We start from the raw sequence: 19,083 nt of genomic DNA, 5'->3' as shown, positions 1-19,083 counted from the left end.
ATTTAAAAATTCAATGTTTCAGCGTGTTTTCAATGAAATCAAGAATTTCCTCCCTGCCGGTTTTATCGGGTGAAGACGATACGAAAACAGGGGGTAATTCGTCCCACGATTGAAGCAATGTCTTTTTATAATAATCGAGATTCTTTTTGAGTGCGGTTGATGACATTTTATCCGTCTTGGTGAATACAAGGGCAAGAGGAATGCCAGCCTCACCAGTCCAGTTTATAAATTCAATATCGCTGTTCATTGGGTTGTGCCTGCTATCGACAAGTATAAACAAACAGGCAAGTGTCTTCCTTTGCTGGAGATAATGACCGATGGTTGTGAGAAAATCATTCCTTGTTTTCTTTCCGGTACGGGCAAATCCGTAACCGGGCAGGTCAACCAGGTACCATTTGTCATTTACAAGAAAATGATTGATCAGTTTTGTTTTTCCCGGTGTAGACGAAGTTTTGGCAAGGTTCCGGGTGCCTGCCAGTAAATTCAGAAGCGAAGATTTTCCGACATTCGAGCGGCCGGCGAAGGCAAATTCAGGCGGACCTTCACGCGGACACGATTTTAAATCGGCGCTGCTTTGTATGAATTTCACCGATTGTATGATCATCCCAGTATCTGATCGAATAATTCATTTGAACGATCCGGCTTTTGATGCTTGCCGGCATAAATCTCAAGAATACGTGCTGAAGGATCTGGTAATAGTGAAATATTCTTCAGTTCAGCCGGTAAAAGCACGGTCTCGCCTTTTTTTACCTGTTCAAGCTCGTTATCATAATACCTGATTGAGAAACTGCCTTCAATGCACATGAATATAATGAAGGAATCAATCCGGCTGTAATCTTTATCGACAGACTTACTGAGTTCAATAAGATTTGTTGTGAAATAATTACATGAAACCAGGCTAACAGACTCATTGGGTGTTACCTTGTATGAAGTCTTAAATTCTTTAACATCACTGAAATCTATGGCTTCAAGTGCCTTGTCATTATGGAGAGGGCGCGGTTTCCCTTTTTCATCAACCCTGTCAAAATCATAAATTCGTAATGTTGCATCGGAGGTTTGCTGAATCTCGGCAACCAGGATGCCTGATCCCAGCGCGTGAATACGGCCTGCAGGCAAAAAGAAAACATCACCCGGCCTTGTCTTTTCCTTATTCAGAATGTCAAGGATCTTTTTCTTTTCCAGTTGATCCATATATTTTTCGGCATCAACCTTCTGGTTAAAGCCTATTATTATTTCAGCATCCTTTTCTGCACTTAATACATACCACATTTCTGTCTTTCCGAATGAGCCGAATTGCTTTTCCGCAAGCTCATCTCCGGGATGTACCTGGACGCTCAGGACATCATTTGCATCAATGAATTTGATCAAAAGCGGGAACATGGTTCCGAACTGATCAAATACACTGTCACCTACCAAATCGCCCATGTAAACCTCAATAATTTCTTCGAGGGAATTACCGGCAAGAAACCCGTTCTTAACCCTTGAAATATTACCCGGAAATCCACTGATTTCCCAGCTTTCACCTGCCTTATCGGTTTTTGTACTTTTATTCAGAAGGTTTTTCAGCCTTGTGCCACCCCAGATCTTATCTTTAATTATCGGCTTGAATTTCAGAGGATACAAACGGTTCATAAAAAAGCAGTTAGAATGTTTCGTTGCGTATTTGACTGATATTTTGTAATTTTTCAGAGTGCAAAAATAACGATTCCGGCCATATTATGTTAGACCAGTTAAAAATAGGCAACATACTGTTCCTTGATATTGAAACGGTTCCGGCATATCCTGTTTATGACGATGTTCCTGAAAGGATCAGGACCTTGTGGGAAAAGAAAGCTTCTTACCTGAAAAAAGAAGAAACGGAAACGCCTGAGTCAGTTTACCAGCGAGCCGGCATATATGCAGAATTCGGCAAGATAATCTGCATTTCTACCGGAATGATCGGTTTGCTGGAAGAAAAAAGAGTGTTGCGACTGAAATCTTTTTTCGGTCCAGATGAAAAAGTACTGCTTGCCGAATTTGCTGACCTTATTACCCGGCTGTGCCAGAAACGCGAAATTGATCTTTGTGCTCATAATGGCAGGGAATTCGATTTCCCCTATATAGCCAGGCGGATGGTGGTAAATGGCATCAGGTTGCCCGATTTATTCGACAATGCCGGGAAAAGGCCCTGGGAAATAAGGCATATTGATACCCTTGAGCTGTGGAAATTCGGAGATCATAAGCATTATACATCCCTTGATCTCCTGGCTTCCCTTTTCAATATTGAAAGCCCTAAAACAGAAACAGACGGAAGCCAGGTATCCCGTATCTACTGGCAGGAAGACAATCTTGCCCGCATAGTGGAATATTGCCGCCGTGATGTGATCACAACTGCACAGATTATGCTTAAATTCAAAGGGGAACTTCTGCTTGATCCCTGTGATATATTGATATTGGATACCTTATAAAATACCCCGGCCTGCACAGTGATTCGAAAATTAGTGTAATTTCATGCGTTATTTAATCTCTCATTCTATGTATTTCAGAATTTCACTTTTAGTAATCCTTTGCTCCAGCCTTTATACTGCAAAAGCTCAATTTCCGGCAAAGGCCATTTTTATTGAACCAAAGTCAGGTTTCTGGCAAAATTCAATCCTTAAAGATGACAGGGATGTAGAAGCCCGCAAAGAACCGGAGAAAACTAGGAAGTATTTCTCCGCTGATCTTACCGTATTGTCTTTGCCCAACAAAGTTGATCTTTATAAAAACCAGCAATGGCATAACCCTCCGATTTCACAGGGAAATACAAGTACCTGCTGGTGCTTTTCAACCACTTCCATGTTAGAATCGGATGCCTACAGGATTAATAAAGTTCAGGTTAAACTGTCGGAAATATACACCGTGTATTGGGAATGGGTTGAGAAAACGAGGAGATTCATAAATGAACGCGGAAACTCAGAGTACAGCGAAGGATCTGAATCAGATGCCGTAACCCGTATCTGGAAACAATATGGTGTAGTTCCTGAAGAAAGTTATACAGGCTTGCTCGATGGCAGGAAGTACCATAATCACTCCACCATGGTGGATGAAATGACAAAATATATGCAATGGGTTAAGGAGAATTCGGCATGGAATGAAGAAGAGGCAATTGCTACAATAAAATCAATAATGAATCATTACCTCGGTGTACCTCCGACTGAAGTAACTGTGAACGGCAAAAAAATGAGTCCGCAGGATTATCTCAGGCAAGTTGTAAAAATCAATCCCGATGATTATGTGGGCATCCTTTCCTATTTGCAGGAGCCTTTTTATAAGAAAGTGGAATATTCGGTTCCCGATAACTGGTGGCACAGTAAGGATTATTACAATGTACCGCTTGATGTTTTCATGGCTTCGCTTAAATCGGCGGTTCACCAGGGATTCACAGTTGCCATAGGTGGTGATGTTAGCGAACCGGGTTTTGACAGGATTACACAGTGTGCAGTTGTCCCTGAATTTGATATTCCCTCAGCTTACATTAATGACGATGCAAGGCAGTTCAGATTCAGCAACAAAACAACCACGGATGACCACGGATTGCATATTGTAGGTTATCTTGAAAAGGACGGAAGGGACTGGTATCTTGTCAAGGATTCAGGATCCGGATCAAGAAACGGCGATCCGAATGCGAAAGAGTTTGGTTATTATTTCTTCTCTGAAGATTATGTGAAGCTTAAAATGATGGATTTTATGGTTCACAAAGACGCAGTGAAAGACCTTCTTGAAAAATTCAAATAATTACTTCAGGAAAAACATTCTATGAAAACCATTGACATCAAAAAGACAGACAAAACACCTGAAGTTGTGCTGGATACCGAAAAGCAGGTGTTCCATATAAAAGGGAAATGTCTTCCCGAAAACATCAGAAGTTTCAGCGAAGGGGTTTTAAGGGATTTTGAAAAGCACCTGCAAACCCTGCCCGCCGGGGATGCGATTCATCCGGCATTCAGGATACATTTCAGGCTTGGATACTTTAATTCTGCTGCAGCCAAGTTCATTGCCGATGTGTTGACACTGTCGGGACAATATATACAAAAGGGCTGCAACATAAGAAACTACTGGTATTTTGAAGAAGACGACCACGATATGCTCGAAGCCGGTGAAGAAATCGCCCAGATGGTTAACGTACCAATGGAATTTATTGCGGTAGTGAGGGAGTAAAAGGATTTACGATTTACGATTTACGGATTTACGATTTGTGATTAAGATTTGGGATTGACCGGCAAGACCTGACAGAGTCTTAGTATTATCCCCAAAGTGCTAGGCGAAGTTTGCAACCATCGCCGTCAACTTAAGGCCATTACTGTACAGTTAATTAATGGTTTAAACCACATAGTGGCTTAATTTGAATAGCGCCGGCTGAAAGCCGGTGTAAGCGAATATCCAATGCATACAGTACTTCTAACCACGGAGTGGTTAAATGTAAACACAACGGTTGAATACCGTTGACTGATAGTTTCACTTGTTCAAATTCAACCGCTAACGCGGTTGTGAAAACCACAAACGCCATAACACCGGCTTTCAGCCGGCGCTATTCACATTAATCCGCTAACGCGGATTTTAGCTTAAGTTGACGGCTATGGTTTGCAACTTCGTCCGAACGGAATTTGATTACTCAATGCTAGGCGAAGTTTGCAACTTCGTCCGAACGGAATTTCATTACTCAATGCTAGGCGAAGTTTGCAACTTCGTCCGAACGGAATTTCATTACTATGTTAATTAACTATCAGTTACATAAAGACGAAGTCACAGACTTCGCCTGGCACTTTGTCACCCTTGACATTCTTTATTCACACATTATTTCAACCGTTCCTTCTCTCAATCCCTCCGAATATACCGTCAGCTTTATCGTTCCCGGATTATGTGAAGATTTTACGATCGCAAGACATTTACCCCGCCAGGCTTTGCGCCTTGGCAAGCTGTAGCTTTCGGTGCTCATGGGATTGGCATTGCCGACAGCGAGCAGCGATCCTTGCTCTTGAACCAAGGGGACCGTTGTCGTGATGAACGCATCCTCCCATTAATTTTAAAGGAATGCCGTTCATCCTGAAACCATATGTTGTATCGTTGATCCAGCATTGTGAATTCATATACACTCCGTCGAAAATGACAGTTACCCGTTTCCCATTCCATTCAGCCGGAATATTTATTGATTTCCTGTACCAACCTGTCCCGCCGGTTGTAAAGCCTCCGCTTACCTGGCTTACCGCATCAGGTGAAAAAGGAGAATTTGTACCGGGCAGGTCCTCAATGCTCCAGTCGTGAGGCAGATCAACCGATCTCCAATCCGAATCATTAAACGACGGATCTTCTGCGCCCTGGGCTCCACCACGGTGGAATTTCCAGTCATCGTCGATCAGAAAGGTCTGGCTGAAAGAAGCTAAGGAAACGACAAGAAACAGCAGGCAGGTAATACTCCGGTTCATGGTGAGTTGTTTTGGTATTTTAAAGATAATATAATACAGACAAAAGATCGTCATTACGAGTTAGAAGACCTTTTTAAGGATCACCCAATAATATGACAACCATGGGCTTTCAACGAATTACGAAAAGGCGTCATTAGCAGGGGGGTGATCACTCGCAATGACTGACATTAGGGTTTTTCCCTCTTCGCCGGTCTAAAGAAAAACACCTTTTAACAATAAATCCATGGATAGAAAAGCCTTTGCTCAAAAGCTTGCCCTCATGGGCGTTTGCCCTTTTGTTGCTGGTAAACTGTTCGCCGGTGAAACAACACCCGTTCAAAGCACTGACAATTGTGATGAAGTAAAATCACAAAAAGAATTTGTTCAGAACTGGCTGACTGACCTGCTTGAGTCAATTGACAAAAATCTTGACAGGGCCACCCAGGAAAAGATTGTTGCTTTCTGCGGCGTACAATGTTTCAACAGGCACCAGTTCAAAAAGGACATAGCCCTGACAAGCAATGCAAACCTTGAAAAACTCATTGAGAATTACAGCAAGAATTTTGAAATCTGGAAAGAAGATAATAAAGTCCACATCCGCTATGGCGAAGTTTCAGATCGTTGTTACTGCCCTGCCGCCAATTATCGCACACCAAAGCCAAACGATATCCATTGCGAATGCACCCGTAACACACATAAGGCCATTTTTGAAACAGCTTTAGGTCGTGAATTTAGGGTTGATGTTGCCGAGAGCCTCAGAAGGGGAGGCAAGACCTGCCATTTTATAGTATACCTGGATTAAGAAACCGTTTATTCAGTCTTAATCGAACTGGCCGGGTTCATTATTGCAGCCTGGTAAGCCTTATACCCTATTGTAAGGAATGTAATTACTATTGTCAGCGAGGTAGCCAGCACTATTAACAGTACTCCTATATGAATTCTGTATATATAATTTTCAAGCCATTTATTCATTATATACATTGCAACAGGAACGGCAATTACAATTCCTGCTATGACCAGGTACAGGAAGTCGCGTGATATGAGCTGCAAGATCTTTCCTTCACCGGCACCAAAGACTTTTCTGATACCGATTTCTTTAGTACGCTGTTCTACCATGTATGAGGCAAGACCGAATAAACCGAGACATGCAATCAGAATGGCCAGCAGGGTGAAAAGGGTGAAAATCAGGCCCCTTTTTTCATCGGCATCAAACTGGTTATTGAACCGATCGGTGAGGTATGTGTAGTTGTAAGGCTGATCAGGAAAAATGTCGTTCCATGTTGATTTTATAAAATCAAGGGTTGCCCTTGTATTTTCTCCGCTTAGTTTAATATAAATCACGTTGTTCATCTCGCGGTAAACCAGTACAAGCGATTCAACCTGGTTGTACATTCCTGTCTGGTGATAATCGTCCATTACGCCTATTACCCTTGCACGCAGCGTGTTTGAATCTCCGAGTTCCATCTTTTTCCCGATCGGGTCTTTCCATGCCATCCGGTTTGCAAATGTCTGGTTAACCACAATCGATGACAGGGTATCTGAAGGCATGTCTTCTCTGAAATCTCTGCCGCTCTTTATTTTTATCCCCATAGTTTCAATGAAATCATGATCGACCACGGCAAAGTTAACGCCCCGGGTTTCCATTCCCTGTTCTGTTTCAACATTGAAAATAACTTTCGGAGACCCTTCACCTATGGGTGTATTCGTTGAAGTGACATGCACAATATCTTTATTTTCGAGCAATGCCTGTTTCAGAACAGGATATTTCCGGCTGAGAGGACCATCCAGTTGCAGTGTAACGACATTCTTCTGATCAAAACCCTGGTCCATATTTTTCATGTAATGGAGCTGTCTGAAAACTACAAGTGTACAGATGATCATGATTACCGAGGCGGCAAACTGTATGATCACAAGTATTTTCCTGAATGAACTTCCTGCTTTGCCCTGGGTGATTTCACCCTTTAATACGGTAACCGGACTGAACCTTGAAAGGAAGAACGCCGGGTAACTTCCTCCTGCAATTCCGACAATCAGGAGAATCACTGTTAATGTAATCAGGACTACCGGTGAATAAAGTACATGAAAGTCAAATGTCCGGCCGGCAAGTATGTTAAACTTTGGCAGCAATACAGCCACAAGGATGAGGCTGATGATCATCGAAAAAACAGTGAATACAACCGATTCTGAAAGAAACTGCATTATAATGGGCCCTCTGGCCGATCCGACAACTTTTCGGAGGCCTACTTCCCTGGCACGGCGGGTCGACCGGGCAGTTGCAAGATTCATGTAATTCATGGCCGCTATCATCACGAGCAAAACAGCAACTATAAAGAAAATGTATACATACCTGATGCTGCCGGTAGGTTCAGGTTCTCCGCTATTAGTCGAATACAGGTGTATACGGGTTACCGGTTCCAGTATGTATTCGATTTTTATATTCATTTTTTCAAATATCGGCTTCATGTACTTGTCGTACATGCCCTGCATTTTTTTCTCAAACGCCTTAACGTCTGTATTTTCAGGAAGCAGAATGTAGGTAAAGACTCCGAAATTACCCCATGAACCCAGTTCTTTCGGAAGGTTGCTTCGCGAAGTCACCGCATCAAAACGGAAGTGCGAGTTATTGGGTACGTTCTTAATGACACCGGTTACTTCATAGGATTTGTCGCCCGATTGCAGCACTTTTCCTATCGGATCGGCATCGCCGAAATATCGTGCGGCGATTTTCTCTGTCAGAACAATTTTATTCGGTTCTCTTATGGCGGATTTCACCTCGCCTTTGATAACAGGATAGGTAAAAATGTCAAACAGCGTTGAATCAACATAAAAGAATTTTTCTTCAGTGAATTCGTTATCTTCATATTTGAATACCGCACGGTCCATTGGAATAAACCTTACATAGGCTTCCACCTCAGGGTAATCCTGGGCGCATTGAGGCCCGAATGGTATTTGAGCCACTATCCATGTAAACTGGTCATCAGATTCAGTTATCTTAGAAGATACCCTGTAAATTCTGCCGGCTTTTTCATGATACCGGTCGTAACTGATTTCATTAAATGAATATATGATCAGGAATAGGGCGCTTGTAATTCCGAGGGTCAGTCCGAGAATGTTCAATGCACTGTATCCAAAGTGTTTGAAAAGATAACGAACTGCGGTTTTGAACAGGTTTTTTAACATGGTAGTGGTTAAAGGAATTGAGTGACAAAGAATATGACGACCAAAATCAAAATTGGTTACATGTATACAATTGTAAATTTAAGAAATCGATAATAATTTGTAAATTGTAAATGTATTTTCCTGATAAGCATACAGGTTAACTTACAGAATTTCCAACCAATTATCATTAATATGAAAACATTAGTTTTTATTATGCTTACTTTATCAGTAAGTTTTTCAGAATGTAAACAGTTATCTGATGGAACAAAAGATCAAACCAAAATGGATTTTGAAATAAAAGTTCATGAACGTTTTAAAATTAAATTAGAATCCAACCCTACTACCGGGTATCAATGGAAATGGTCAAACAAACAGGATATTTCTATTGTCGATTCCACTAATTGGCGATATGTTGCTGATTTCCCGGTCAGAACAGGAAGCGGAGGAAAGGAAATATGGACATTTGAAGGAATCAAGACCGGAATTGATACTATAAAAATGGAATACTACAGGTCGTGGGAAAAAAATGTTCCTTCGGCAGAATCCAAAACCTTTATTGTACAAGTCAGATAGAACAACTGATCACAAATTGCCTATATCCGTCATTTTTATTTCACCCCGTTATGCGTAAAACACAGAACGTATTTCTGGTCGGTTTCCATAATGTGGTTATTAAGCCAGCTTCTTAAAAAGTTCATCAGGTCGTAGGTTAATGCACTGTGATTTTTCTTGAACTTGTCCATGAATTCCTCCACTTTGCTGCGGAACAGCTCATGTTCTTTGATGTGGCTTTCAGCACCTGCATAATTAAACATGCTGAAATACTTCTCCTCGGTGGTGAAATGATAGTTGGTATACGCCCACATCCTGTCTACAATGGCTCCGGCTTTTATTTTATGTTCCTTTTTCATAAAAGCATCGTACAATTCATTCAGCATTTTAATGAGTTCTTTATGTTGATTGTCAATTTCAACAGATTGAACACTCATAGAATCTGTCCAACGGAAAAAAGTTTTTTCAGTCATAGATAAAGTGAAACAAAAAATTAATAAGTAATGATCAACCGAGTTTACTCAAAATTTTAAGCAGGTCAATACTTTTAAGTATGACCTTGCGATCCTCAATATCGATCATACGATCATTTTTAAATTCGGTTAATGTCCGGCTTACACTTTCTTTGGTTGAATATACGTAGTCTGCAAGCTCCTGCCTTGAAAGGGGCAATGTAAATTCGTTATTATTATATACTTCGGTACTGAATGAAAGCAATAATTCGGCCATTCTGCCGGGTACCTGTTTCTGGTGGAAAACTGACAGTTTATTTAAAAGATAAACGCCTTCCTTACTTGACTGTTCAAGGATTTTGAGACCGTATTGCCCGTTTTCACTGATCAGGTCTTTAAGAGCCTGGATGTTTATATAAACGAGTTCACTTTCTTCAATTACAGTGGCAGATATCTGGTATTTCAAATCATAAAATATCGAAAGCAGGCCAAGATAACGGTCCGGACCCACGATCTTGACAATCACTGTTTTGTTATTTGTACTTTCCCGGTGAATTTTAATCAAACCTGATTTAACATAAAGCAAATGAGATACAGGCCGGTCCTGCCCGAACAACAATTCTCCTTTCCGGTGTTTAACCGGAACACACGCCGAATTGATCTTCCGGATCTGATCATCAGTTAATACACTATACGCTGGTATTATACACTCAGTTGCCATCAAGCCGGTTTGCATTTAACAAAGTAAATTTACACATTTCGGTCATTTATCAATTATCCTAATCAATAAAGGTCACAATTTATTTCTTTTTTGTAGCTTAGCAGTCGACTCTCAAAAAATCACATGAAGAAAAAGATTCTTTGTATTGACGATTCATTAACGGCTTTGCTTTTACTTGAGTATGCTCTAAAAGATGCGGGATTTGAGTGCTATTCCGCAAAGAGTGTGGATGAAGCCAAGAAGATTTTAGAGAAACTTTCACCTGATCTGATTCTCCTGGATTTGAGTATGCCCCAGGTTTCAGGTTATGATTTCCTCAAAATGAGGGATGAGCTGAAATTGGGAGGAGTTAAAATAATTGTAGTTTCGGCTTTTGATTCAAAGGAATCGATTGCTTTGACAGAATCACTCGGAGCTGCAGGCTTTATAGCCAAGCCCATCAAGATTGAACAGGTAATTAGCAGAATCAGGTCAGAACTGGAATAGCTCAGAACCTTAAACCGAAGCCGATACTGGCTATTGGTGCAAAACCGTTGGACCCTATTTTTTCTCCTGTCACGGGAAGGATTTCCGGTTTCTTTATAGAGCCAAGGTATAACCCATAACCCACTGCAGCAGTAAGATATATGCCATTTGTAATGCGGGCATGAATGCCCGCACCCAAATGGTGTTCAAAGCTTTTATAAGTTCCGAAACTGTTAATAAGGGAATCGGATCCACTTTTGCCGACTTTTGTGATCCTGTAAATGCAATGATAAAAAGCAAAGGGTACCAGCCTTTTTTCTTGTGGGAACCTCACAAGCGCCACTTCATGATGAACTATAACGCCGGTAAACCTCTTTGCTTCCGAACAGAAATAGAAACCTATTGCTAAATTTCTTCCTTTTTCACTCATTGAAAGTAACAGCTCTGTTCCTGAAGCGAAACCGCTTCCTGTGACAGTCTGGTTAACCTCAACTCCATAAACCGTCTTTTTTACGGAATCAGGTACCTGCGCATAAACACCCGTCACAGCGAAAAGAACCAGGATAAGGAAGTAAAACTTTTTCATTGGATCCGATTTGATTTCTTTTACGCTGTTATGTCGGCTTAGTTAATTGTAATGGATTGATATGCAGATTAATAATGATTGATATTGACCATGCTTATGCTTGATTCACTATACTAAATCCGTTGACTTGAATCAACGTATTACTTTTCTAAAGAATTTAACCTTTTATATTCCAAATATTTAAATTATCTTAGACTTGTATTCTGTCTTTCAATACCGGTTTGTAAAAGGTTCTTGTGAAATGTGATTATCCCGGCCCTTTACGGGATTGAGTTATAACCGGTATAGGTTTTTCGTGTGAATGGTTTGAGCACAACTGCAATTAATAATATGAAAAAGGCCATAATTCCCGGTCTTGTCTTGTTGTTATTACTATTCGTTACAGGAAGCAGCGGACAAGAATTTCAGAGTCCTCTTGATTTTGATCATATCGAAGCCTTGTTTAACAGTTCATGTGTGGTTAAGCTTAACTCAGGTGAAGATGTTACAGGAACCTTCAATGGGATTATGATGAGCTCAGAAAATTACCTGTCTCAGATCATCATTCGGCTTGAGAACAAGAAATGGAAAAAATACCATGCTGATGAAATTTCTTCTTTCTGGGTTAAATCAACAAGCAGAGCTGGTAGCTATGGCATGCTGCACGGGAGAACTATATCAGTCAACGGATGGACAATGGACCTGGACGGAAAGGTAATCGGGGATTATTTTATTTTTTATCCCGCCCTTAAAAATAGGAGAGGAACCAAAATCCGGCTTTATCAATTATTGAATCCGGGATTTGATAACCGGATAAAAGTTCTCTTTTATGAGTATTGTGAAGGAGGTAGCAGGGGCACAGGAATCGGAGCGGATTTTACTTACACAGATGCAGGAAGTATGACCTTCATCCTTGTGAAAGACGGGGAAAGCTATTTTACAAAACCACAAAACTACCAGGAGATCGGCAAGCAGTTATATTCAGATTGCCCGAAAATGAGAGAAGTATTTGGAGGTACCTACAACTGGAATGACCTGATAAAACATATCATCGTTTATGACAAATTCTGCAGGTTCGAATACTGAATCCGGATTATTTTTAGAAAGTAAAATTTCACCCAAATAATCAAAATCATGGCCAAATCCACCCGAATCCTTAAAACCGGAATGACTGTGCTTAAAGGAGGCAATGTTCCGTCCTATACCCTGGAATACATCACTCCTTCCAAAAGAAAAAAAACAGGTGAATACGAAACCATTGTAATCCCCTACATAGAAATAGGGCGTGCAAATGAATGCAATGTCCAGTACGCAAACGATATTATAACAGTTAGCCGCAGACACGCTGCCATTGAAAGAAGGGAGGATGGTTATTATATCATGCAGTTATCACAGACAAACCCCACCTTAATTAATGGCCAGGCTATCAACAAAGAAAAACCGCTGAACAACGGGGATGAAATACAACTTTCAATCGAAGGCCCGAAACTCAGGTTTAATATTACGGCTTCAGGTACTTCAAATATGGGTTATACCCAGAAAATCGGCCTTATGGCAAGCCAGGCGCTCAAGCCCTATAAGATTCAAATCCGGGTCCTTGTATTCACCCTTATGGTAGCCATTGTGGTTGGACTGTATTTTATCAATAAACAGGCTAAAAAGAATATTGACCTTCAGACACAAATTGCTGTGACCGAAAATCGCAGGGTTCAGGACAGCATAAAATACGCGCAGATTATGAGCCAGTCGGAGCAGGTTATCACAAAACAGGCCGATGAGAACTCTGAGCTTAAAAGCACGGTGCTGGGTGTGACAAATGAACTCGATAAAATAAAAAGAAACATCGATACCACACCGGTTATTGAGTATACCAAAAAAGAAGCTTACAGGGATGTTAAAGATTATATCTATTTTCTTGAAGTGGTTGAGATATCGGTGAAATTTCCAAATGGAGATGAATCCAATATTAATAACGGATGGACAGGAACCGCTTTTCTATGCAAAGATGGTAAACTGATCACCGCCAGGCACTGCATTCAGAACTGGAGATACACAGGCGATGAATCCGCAACGCTGATCAATTATGCCGAACTCAACGGAGGCAGTGTTAATGTCAAATTCCGCGCTACTTCATCGAAAGATCAGTTTATTTTCAGCTATGACCAGGTGGTGATCGATGATTCGCAGGATCTCATCTTTAATGGAAAAACCGGGAAACGAAGAAAAGAAAAGAAGTATATACTGAAATATGCCAATGACCTGAGAACCGACTGGGCTTACCTGCAAACCGATAAAAAATCACCCCTTGAAACAGATATAGACCAGTCGTTGACGCTGGAGGCAGGTGAAAACCTTATGATTTTCGGTTTCACTGTAAATAAAGAAAACGAAGCCAAAAATGACATCAAACCATTTTTTGCCGAATCATCGGTTGCACAAACTGGTTTATCAGCAGACGGAGTGTATACCCTTTCCGCCAAGAATTATGAAGAAGCAAACAGCGGAGGGCCGGTGATCCTTTTTAATCCGGAATTGAAAACACATATACTTTGTGTTGGAATTATGGCTTTTGGTGACTTTGAAACCCGGGGCGGTGTAAGCCTTACAGGTGGAGTAGTGCCTATTGCAAACATTAAAGATAAGGATACTCAGGAATCTTCATCGCTAATTTCACAGTGACATGAAAATTTCGGTTTATGGCGAAACCAATGTCGGCAGGCAAAGGGATCATAATGAGGATTCTTTCGGCATATTCTGCCATTGTAACACTACAGGGTTTGAGTTGAACGACCAACAAATTGAACTCGCTCAACAGGAAGCCATACTGTTTATGGTTGCTGATGGGATGGGGGGCGCCAACGCCGGCGAGATCGCCTCGTCAATTGCCGTTCAAAAGGTGGGTAGCCGGTTTAAGACTCATAAGGATGCATTGAAAGATACTGGCCAGATTCAGAAATTCCTGTTTTCAGTGATTGCTGATGCTCATTCGGCCATATTAAAAAAGGCCAGGAACGATGAGTCGCTGAAAGGCATGGGCACCACAATCATATTGGGTTATATAACCGGCCATTCCCTGTATTTAGCCTGGGCAGGCGATAGCCGTATTTATCATTTCAATACTTCATGGGGTGTAAGTCTAAGGCCTTTTTCAGATGACCACTCACTGGTTTGGAGCAAGGTGAGAAAAGGTGAAATGACTCCCGAAGAAGCACGGAACAGCAGCGAGAGCAATTTAATCCTGAATGCAGTGGGTGATCCGTTACAGAAACCGGCTCCCGATTTCAAATCAGTTATTTTGCAAACCGGAGACAGGCTTGTTATGTGCAGCGACGGAATGAATTCGATGTTAAGCGACTCGGGAATTCAACAACTTATTGAATTCTCTTCCAGTACAAAGGAAACCTGTAAATCGCTCATTAAAGCAGCCTGCAACGCCGGCGGAAGAGATAATGTCACAGTAATTGTAGTTGATATTCTCGATGCACCGAAACCGACAAAAGAAGTGGTTACACGAAAGCAGAAAAACAGGAGGAGAATCTGGCCTTTTTTTGTCATTCTTTTGCTTGTGATGCTGGTTTATGCAGGAACCAGGTACAATATTGAAATTAGGAATTTTATTACTGAAAAGGTTAAACCGTTCCTCACACAATTAATTCATCCCGGCTCTTCACTATTACCGGTTAACGACAGCCTTTCTGCCACTGTGAACACTGATAATATCGTCGCTGGATTTGATCGCTCCCCGAAAGATACAAACAGGATTAAAACTGACCTGGAATTTGAGTTTTACAGGATCCGCCATCTAACCGATCAACTGGAAACGTACATGTCGGAACATGAGGAAGCCGGTATCTCACCCGCTGACCAGGCCTCATTTGATAAGTTGTTTGTCAGGCTTGACAGTCTTCGTAATCTAGTAGCCAATGTTGCTGATACTTCGGGGAACGGTATCCTGTCGCTTAATAAACCCGGAAAAGCTTTAAAAATGCTTGAACCACTGAAAAATTCAGTGGACAGATTAAAAATCACCGGAGACAAATTAATGAATCATCCGAAATAACCAGTATATGAAAAATATCTTCAGCTTCCTTGGCTTTAAGCCTAAAAAACCGAAGACATCAACGGGTCGTCCTGAAATACGGCTTCCTTTCTCAGATGGTAAATCAAAAAAAACAATGGCCGGATTGCAGCCGGAAAGGCCCGCAGTCAACCGACCTACACAAGGCGCAGTAGGAGGAATTTTGAATTGCCCTCAATGTCAGTATCCTCTTCGCGTGGAACCATCAAGATCTTCTCCGTGTCCTAATTGCGGCTTTTCCGGATCAAAACCTGAAAATACGGTATTTAACGCCGGAAAAACAATGGCTGTGAGCGGACTGGAAGAAATTGAAGTCCAGGGACTGAACGAATTGCGGTTTAAACTCATCGATGAATCCAATAAGAGTGAACTCAAGATCCAATCAGAAGATCCGGAGGTGATGCTGAACCGTGATTACCTCGATCCCGGAAACATGAGCATATCTGGTGAACAGCATGTTATTTTCAAATTAAAAAATCGCCGGATCCTGATTCAGGATGTCAGTTCCAACGGTTCTACATTTATCCAGGTTAAGGAAGCCACGCCTTTGGTTTCCGGTATTCGCCTGGTACTTGGAAACAAAGTATGCCTGTTTACAATACGCAATAAAGAACAGAAAGCTGCTTCAGAAAATACAACAAAGAAAATGGGGGGCTTTGATTTCAAACAACAGGGAGCTGATGCCGGCTTTGAGCTGAAGGATGACAAAAGCGGCAGGACCATTTCATTTTCTGAATCGCATGTGGTTGTGAACCGTGTGAACCTTGACACGGGAAATAACACGATTTCAGGATCACGTCATGCTGAATTTACTTTTGAGAACGGGAACTGGTTTATTCACGATCTCAGCTCAACAGGGGCAACTTTTTTTCAGTTGACTGCTGAATCCCCCCTTGCAGATAACACTAAAATTATAATCGGAAATAAGGTATACACTTTTATGTATGACTGATGCGCTTAAAGTAAAAGAGTGAGTTATGCTTCAGACGCTTAAATTACAATCGGGGCAAAATCTCTCTTTGTCATCCGGCAATTATTTCATCGATTCTGAAATTGGCAAGGGCGGATTCGGAAGCGTATACAAGGGTGTTAAAGACAACCGTTACTTTGCCATTAAAGTTAACCGGTTATGGGAGATGCTACCTGAAGACAGGGAGGAAATTAAAAAACGGATTAAGCTGGAATACGAGATAAGTCACGGTATCCAGTCTTCACATGTGGTGCACGCCTATAGTTATGACGAAATCAATGAAAATCCGGTACTGGTTATGGATTTCTGTCCTGATGGCAACCTTCGTGAGAAAATCGGAAAACCATACAACACTGAAGAACTAAACAGCCTCGCCCTGCAGATACTCCAGGGCATAAGCAGTCTCCATTTTTTCAATATCATACACAGGGATATTAAACCGGAAAACATCCTGTTCAATAAAGATGTCGCTTTACTTACCGATTTCGGAATTGCGGCAAACCTTAAGGGCCGGCTGACAAAAACCGATATCAGGGGTCACGCTCTCAAGGTTTTTGCCACCATGACCTATTCACCGCCCGAACAAAGCCAGAAATCGCAATCCTTTAAATCAACGGGTCCCACAACGGACATTTTTTCCTTTGGCGTTATCCTGTTTGAATTGATCACACAGGGAAGTTTACCCTTTGGAAATCTTGATGAGTTTAAAGACGATTCCAAAGCCATTGAAGACAGGAAGACCGAAGGGAAATGGGATGTCGATAAACTGGCAGCCTGTATTGGCACAGGTTACTGGTTTAAAATCATCCAGCGATGCCTGTTCCCTGATCCGAAGATCAGGTTTCAAACCATTGATGAAATCATTGCCCTGCTGGATTCCAATATGGACCAGGAAACTTTTATCAAACAAACAGTCTGGAAGATCCAGGTTGTGGAGGGCACGGATAATGGGAAGGAGTTTAACCTGACCAACCTGATGAAATTCAAGCAGAAGAATATGCTGACAATGGGCAGGATGGATGCCGGGGACCCGTTCATCAACGATATCGGCATCAGGGAGGAAGGAAATAAAACCTTCATAAGCAGCCGGCATGCCACTTTCGAATATGTTAAGGCAGAAAACAGGCCCCAGTGGTATTTGCGCGACGGGCAGTGGTATGCAATCGACGGAATTCCATCCTGGAATCCTTCGAGGAACGGCTTATATGTGAATGAAATACAGATTGATAAAAATGGTGTTCTGCTGAAAAATAACGATGTGATACGGATGGGTAAAAGTTTGCTGAGGTTTTATGGAGATTGAACCAAAACCAATTTAAAATCCGCAATATGAAAACTGCATGTTTCCTGTTACTCATTATCAGCTTTCTGCCTTTACATTGTCGGGCACAAACATTTATTCAGCCTCTTAATCCCGATGCCATCGATAATCTTTCGGGAAGTCCTTGTACTGTTACTCTTTCAACCGGCGAAGAACTTCATGGTACTGTAAAGGGCGGAGGCTTTATGGGCAGAACCATCACAAATATTACTGTTGTTCTTGATAACGGTAAAAAAGTCAAGTATAAACCGGAAGATATGGTTTCAATAAAAGCTAAACCACCTTACCGTTCTTTGTATGATATAGTCAGGGAATCAGGTTATTCAATGGATGAGGATTTAGGTGAGGATATAGACCGCTATATTGAAAGAGAATACATCACTTTTGCATCAGTGCCGCTGGATGAAAATGGAGGCAGAATCAGGTTCATGCAGCTGATCAATCCCGGATTTGACAGCAAAATGAAAGTATATGCGTTTGTCCGGAAGGATCTTAATCTTGTAAGGGTAACCGATGGCGATGCTTCGAAAAAACAAAGAGTTTCCGAAGATGAAGATCAAACGGAAGAGGAAGAAGAAACACCGCTACCCGAACCGACTTACAGCACCGACCTGGTGTTTGTTAAAAAGGGTGAAAAGCCTGTGAGAATCTTTGATTATACTTACCTGTCCGAATTTCCATCCCTGTTCTTCGATTGTCCGCAAATGAAAAAAATGTTTTCAGGCCACAACTTACGCCTAGAAGACATGGCCGGTCATGTGTGGGTGTATGATCGGATGTGCGAGGGAAGTCTATAAGATACTTTACACTCCTTTATATCCAACACACTTAATGTATTTGTATTCTACTGGTGACACAAAAGAAACCTCAACTGCTTGATGAGGAATCACACCAAATAAGGTGGCATTAAGTAAGTTTTTAGCATTACACACAATTCGGAAATTTTTACTAAAGGCATTGATACGCCCGACTGGGAGGCCCAATTCTTTTGCTGCTTCCTCTATTGTTGCATCGATCTCCCATTCGGTGATTATTTGATATTGATAACCACTATAGGAATCATCTTTTTTAATTGCAGCGGCTATGAGTCCAATATCGTTATGAATTACATGTTGCTGGAAATCCATTGGGCTCAGAAGCATCTGTTTCAACTTTTTTCTTGCATTATTAAATAATTCAACTTCTGTTGTTAAATTACATTTGCATCCTAACTTTCCATCAATTTTGTTATTACAGGCAACAAAGCCATCAAAACCTCCCTCATGTGAATTAAGCAAATATAAGGGAACAAAACCACCAGATCGTTTAATGGCTGACTCATCTCTAGAATCACCTCTAAATAAATATTGAAGTTTCATTTTTACCTCCAATTGTTTG

At 41.4% G+C, this 19,083-nt stretch carries 20 protein-coding genes; 12 read left to right on the top strand and 8 right to left on the bottom strand.

Features of this window, described 5'->3' with window-relative positions; genetic code table 11:
• Window positions 1–10: 10 nt before the first annotated feature.
• Complete coding sequence (gene yihA / locus VK179_01080; GenBank protein ID HLO57311.1) at window positions 11–604, bottom strand: ribosome biogenesis GTP-binding protein YihA/YsxC; 594 nt, start codon at window positions 602–604, stop codon at window positions 11–13.
• On the bottom strand, window positions 601–1,632 hold the full coding sequence (locus VK179_01075) for a type I phosphomannose isomerase catalytic subunit (protein HLO57310.1): 1,032 nt from the start codon (window positions 1,630–1,632) through the stop codon (window positions 601–603). Before VK179_01075 ends, yihA begins: the two co-directional genes overlap by 4 nt.
• 86 nt (window positions 1,633–1,718) lie before the next feature.
• Here VK179_01075 and VK179_01070 point away from each other — a divergent pair, with 86 nt between their 5' ends.
• From VK179_01070 to VK179_01060, 3 genes are all read left to right on the top strand, one after another.
• Window positions 1,719–2,447 carry a 3'-5' exonuclease gene (locus VK179_01070; protein ID HLO57309.1) on the top strand — a complete coding sequence of 243 codons (729 nt, stop codon included), beginning with the start codon at window positions 1,719–1,721 and terminating at the stop codon, window positions 2,445–2,447.
• A 67-nt stretch (window positions 2,448–2,514) separates the two neighbouring features.
• Window positions 2,515–3,756, top strand: coding sequence for a C1 family peptidase (locus tag VK179_01065; GenBank protein ID HLO57308.1), 1,242 nt, complete (start codon window positions 2,515–2,517; stop codon window positions 3,754–3,756).
• Window positions 3,757–3,777: 21 nt separating this feature from the next.
• Window positions 3,778–4,179 (top strand): DUF1987 domain-containing protein, encoded by a 402-nt coding sequence (locus VK179_01060; GenBank protein ID HLO57307.1) that lies wholly within the window; start codon window positions 3,778–3,780, stop codon window positions 4,177–4,179.
• A gap of 728 nt (window positions 4,180–4,907) precedes the next feature.
• Here the strand turns inward: VK179_01060 and VK179_01055 are convergent.
• Window positions 4,908–5,444: a hypothetical protein gene (locus tag VK179_01055; GenBank protein ID HLO57306.1), complete on the bottom strand. Its 537-nt coding sequence runs from the start codon at window positions 5,442–5,444 to the stop codon at window positions 4,908–4,910.
• 223 nt (window positions 5,445–5,667) lie between these two features.
• Between VK179_01055 and VK179_01050 the strand changes: the two genes are divergently transcribed.
• Complete coding sequence (locus tag VK179_01050) at window positions 5,668–6,225, top strand: hypothetical protein (GenBank protein HLO57305.1); 558 nt, start codon at window positions 5,668–5,670, stop codon at window positions 6,223–6,225.
• An 8-nt stretch (window positions 6,226–6,233) separates the two neighbouring features.
• Here the strand turns inward: VK179_01050 and VK179_01045 are convergent, their stop codons facing one another.
• A complete protein-coding gene (locus tag VK179_01045) occupies window positions 6,234–8,603 on the bottom strand; it encodes an ABC transporter permease (GenBank protein ID HLO57304.1) in 2,370 nt (789 codons plus the stop codon).
• Window positions 8,604–8,774: 171 nt separating this feature from the next.
• Between VK179_01045 and VK179_01040 the strand changes: the two genes are divergently transcribed.
• Entirely contained in the window at window positions 8,775–9,155 is a 381-nt protein-coding gene (locus tag VK179_01040; GenBank protein ID HLO57303.1) for a protease inhibitor I42 family protein, read from the top strand.
• Between the two features lie 35 nt (window positions 9,156–9,190).
• Here VK179_01040 and VK179_01035 read toward each other — a convergent pair whose 3' ends face one another.
• Window positions 9,191–9,607, bottom strand: coding sequence for a bacteriohemerythrin (locus VK179_01035; protein HLO57302.1), 417 nt, complete (start codon window positions 9,605–9,607; stop codon window positions 9,191–9,193).
• A gap of 34 nt (window positions 9,608–9,641) precedes the next feature.
• The gene (locus VK179_01030; protein ID HLO57301.1) at window positions 9,642–10,322 is read right to left on the bottom strand and encodes a Crp/Fnr family transcriptional regulator; all 681 of its coding nucleotides are present in this window, start codon (window positions 10,320–10,322) and stop codon (window positions 9,642–9,644) included.
• Between the two features lie 108 nt (window positions 10,323–10,430).
• Between VK179_01030 and VK179_01025 the strand changes: the two genes are divergently transcribed.
• Window positions 10,431–10,793 (top strand): response regulator, encoded by a 363-nt coding sequence (locus VK179_01025; GenBank protein HLO57300.1) that lies wholly within the window; start codon window positions 10,431–10,433, stop codon window positions 10,791–10,793.
• 1 nt (window position 10,794) lies between these two features.
• On the opposite strand, the gene VK179_01020 is transcribed toward VK179_01025, so the two are convergent.
• Window positions 10,795–11,358, bottom strand: a complete 564-nt coding sequence (locus VK179_01020; GenBank protein ID HLO57299.1) for a hypothetical protein — start codon at window positions 11,356–11,358, stop codon at window positions 10,795–10,797.
• Between the two features lie 330 nt (window positions 11,359–11,688).
• Between VK179_01020 and VK179_01015 the strand changes: the two genes are divergently transcribed.
• From VK179_01015 to VK179_00990, 6 genes are read left to right on the top strand one after another with little or no spacing between them, the layout of a single operon-like run.
• Window positions 11,689–12,423: a hypothetical protein gene (locus tag VK179_01015; GenBank protein HLO57298.1), complete on the top strand. Its 735-nt coding sequence runs from the start codon at window positions 11,689–11,691 to the stop codon at window positions 12,421–12,423.
• 48 nt (window positions 12,424–12,471) lie between these two features.
• A complete protein-coding gene (locus tag VK179_01010; GenBank protein ID HLO57297.1) occupies window positions 12,472–14,016 on the top strand; it encodes an FHA domain-containing protein in 1,545 nt (514 codons plus the stop codon).
• A 1-nt stretch (window position 14,017) separates the two neighbouring features.
• The gene (locus tag VK179_01005) at window positions 14,018–15,397 is read left to right on the top strand and encodes a protein phosphatase 2C domain-containing protein (protein HLO57296.1); all 1,380 of its coding nucleotides are present in this window, start codon (window positions 14,018–14,020) and stop codon (window positions 15,395–15,397) included.
• A gap of 7 nt (window positions 15,398–15,404) precedes the next feature.
• Window positions 15,405–16,367 (top strand): FHA domain-containing protein, encoded by a 963-nt coding sequence (locus tag VK179_01000; protein HLO57295.1) that lies wholly within the window; start codon window positions 15,405–15,407, stop codon window positions 16,365–16,367.
• Window positions 16,368–16,392: 25 nt separating this feature from the next.
• The gene (locus VK179_00995) at window positions 16,393–17,688 is read left to right on the top strand and encodes an FHA domain-containing serine/threonine-protein kinase (protein ID HLO57294.1); all 1,296 of its coding nucleotides are present in this window, start codon (window positions 16,393–16,395) and stop codon (window positions 17,686–17,688) included.
• A 26-nt stretch (window positions 17,689–17,714) separates the two neighbouring features.
• Complete coding sequence (locus tag VK179_00990; GenBank protein HLO57293.1) at window positions 17,715–18,503, top strand: hypothetical protein; 789 nt, start codon at window positions 17,715–17,717, stop codon at window positions 18,501–18,503.
• Between the two features lie 6 nt (window positions 18,504–18,509).
• On the opposite strand, the gene VK179_00985 is transcribed toward VK179_00990, so the two are convergent.
• Window positions 18,510–19,064 carry a hypothetical protein gene (locus tag VK179_00985; GenBank protein ID HLO57292.1) on the bottom strand — a complete coding sequence of 185 codons (555 nt, stop codon included), beginning with the start codon at window positions 19,062–19,064 and terminating at the stop codon, window positions 18,510–18,512.
• Window positions 19,065–19,083: the final 19 nt, after the last annotated feature.

The organism is Bacteroidales bacterium, assembly GCA_035299085.1.
GTDB lineage: Bacteria > Bacteroidota > Bacteroidia > Bacteroidales > UBA10428 > UBA5072.
The sequence above is the reverse complement of the archived record's forward strand: the minus strand, read 5'-3'. Positions and strand labels throughout refer to the sequence as shown.

Coding starts and splice junctions, on each gene's coding strand:
- yihA (HLO57311.1), bottom strand. CDS start 604: ATGATCATACAATCGGTGAAATTCATACAAAGCAGCGCCGATTTAAAA.
- VK179_01075 (HLO57310.1), bottom strand. CDS start 1,632: ATGAACCGTTTGTATCCTCTGAAATTCAAGCCGATAATTAAAGATAAG.
- VK179_01070 (HLO57309.1), top strand. CDS start 1,719: ATGTTAGACCAGTTAAAAATAGGCAACATACTGTTCCTTGATATTGAA.
- VK179_01065 (HLO57308.1), top strand. CDS start 2,515: ATGTATTTCAGAATTTCACTTTTAGTAATCCTTTGCTCCAGCCTTTAT.
- VK179_01060 (HLO57307.1), top strand. CDS start 3,778: ATGAAAACCATTGACATCAAAAAGACAGACAAAACACCTGAAGTTGTG.
- VK179_01055 (HLO57306.1), bottom strand. CDS start 5,444: ATGAACCGGAGTATTACCTGCCTGCTGTTTCTTGTCGTTTCCTTAGCT.
- VK179_01050 (HLO57305.1), top strand. CDS start 5,668: ATGGATAGAAAAGCCTTTGCTCAAAAGCTTGCCCTCATGGGCGTTTGC.
- VK179_01045 (HLO57304.1), bottom strand. CDS start 8,603: ATGTTAAAAAACCTGTTCAAAACCGCAGTTCGTTATCTTTTCAAACAC.
- VK179_01040 (HLO57303.1), top strand. CDS start 8,775: ATGAAAACATTAGTTTTTATTATGCTTACTTTATCAGTAAGTTTTTCA.
- VK179_01035 (HLO57302.1), bottom strand. CDS start 9,607: ATGACTGAAAAAACTTTTTTCCGTTGGACAGATTCTATGAGTGTTCAA.
- VK179_01030 (HLO57301.1), bottom strand. CDS start 10,322: ATGCAAACCGGCTTGATGGCAACTGAGTGTATAATACCAGCGTATAGT.
- VK179_01025 (HLO57300.1), top strand. CDS start 10,431: ATGAAGAAAAAGATTCTTTGTATTGACGATTCATTAACGGCTTTGCTT.
- VK179_01020 (HLO57299.1), bottom strand. CDS start 11,358: ATGAAAAAGTTTTACTTCCTTATCCTGGTTCTTTTCGCTGTGACGGGT.
- VK179_01015 (HLO57298.1), top strand. CDS start 11,689: ATGAAAAAGGCCATAATTCCCGGTCTTGTCTTGTTGTTATTACTATTC.
- VK179_01010 (HLO57297.1), top strand. CDS start 12,472: ATGGCCAAATCCACCCGAATCCTTAAAACCGGAATGACTGTGCTTAAA.
- VK179_01005 (HLO57296.1), top strand. CDS start 14,018: ATGAAAATTTCGGTTTATGGCGAAACCAATGTCGGCAGGCAAAGGGAT.
- VK179_01000 (HLO57295.1), top strand. CDS start 15,405: ATGAAAAATATCTTCAGCTTCCTTGGCTTTAAGCCTAAAAAACCGAAG.
- VK179_00995 (HLO57294.1), top strand. CDS start 16,393: ATGCTTCAGACGCTTAAATTACAATCGGGGCAAAATCTCTCTTTGTCA.
- VK179_00990 (HLO57293.1), top strand. CDS start 17,715: ATGAAAACTGCATGTTTCCTGTTACTCATTATCAGCTTTCTGCCTTTA.
- VK179_00985 (HLO57292.1), bottom strand. CDS start 19,064: ATGAAACTTCAATATTTATTTAGAGGTGATTCTAGAGATGAGTCAGCC.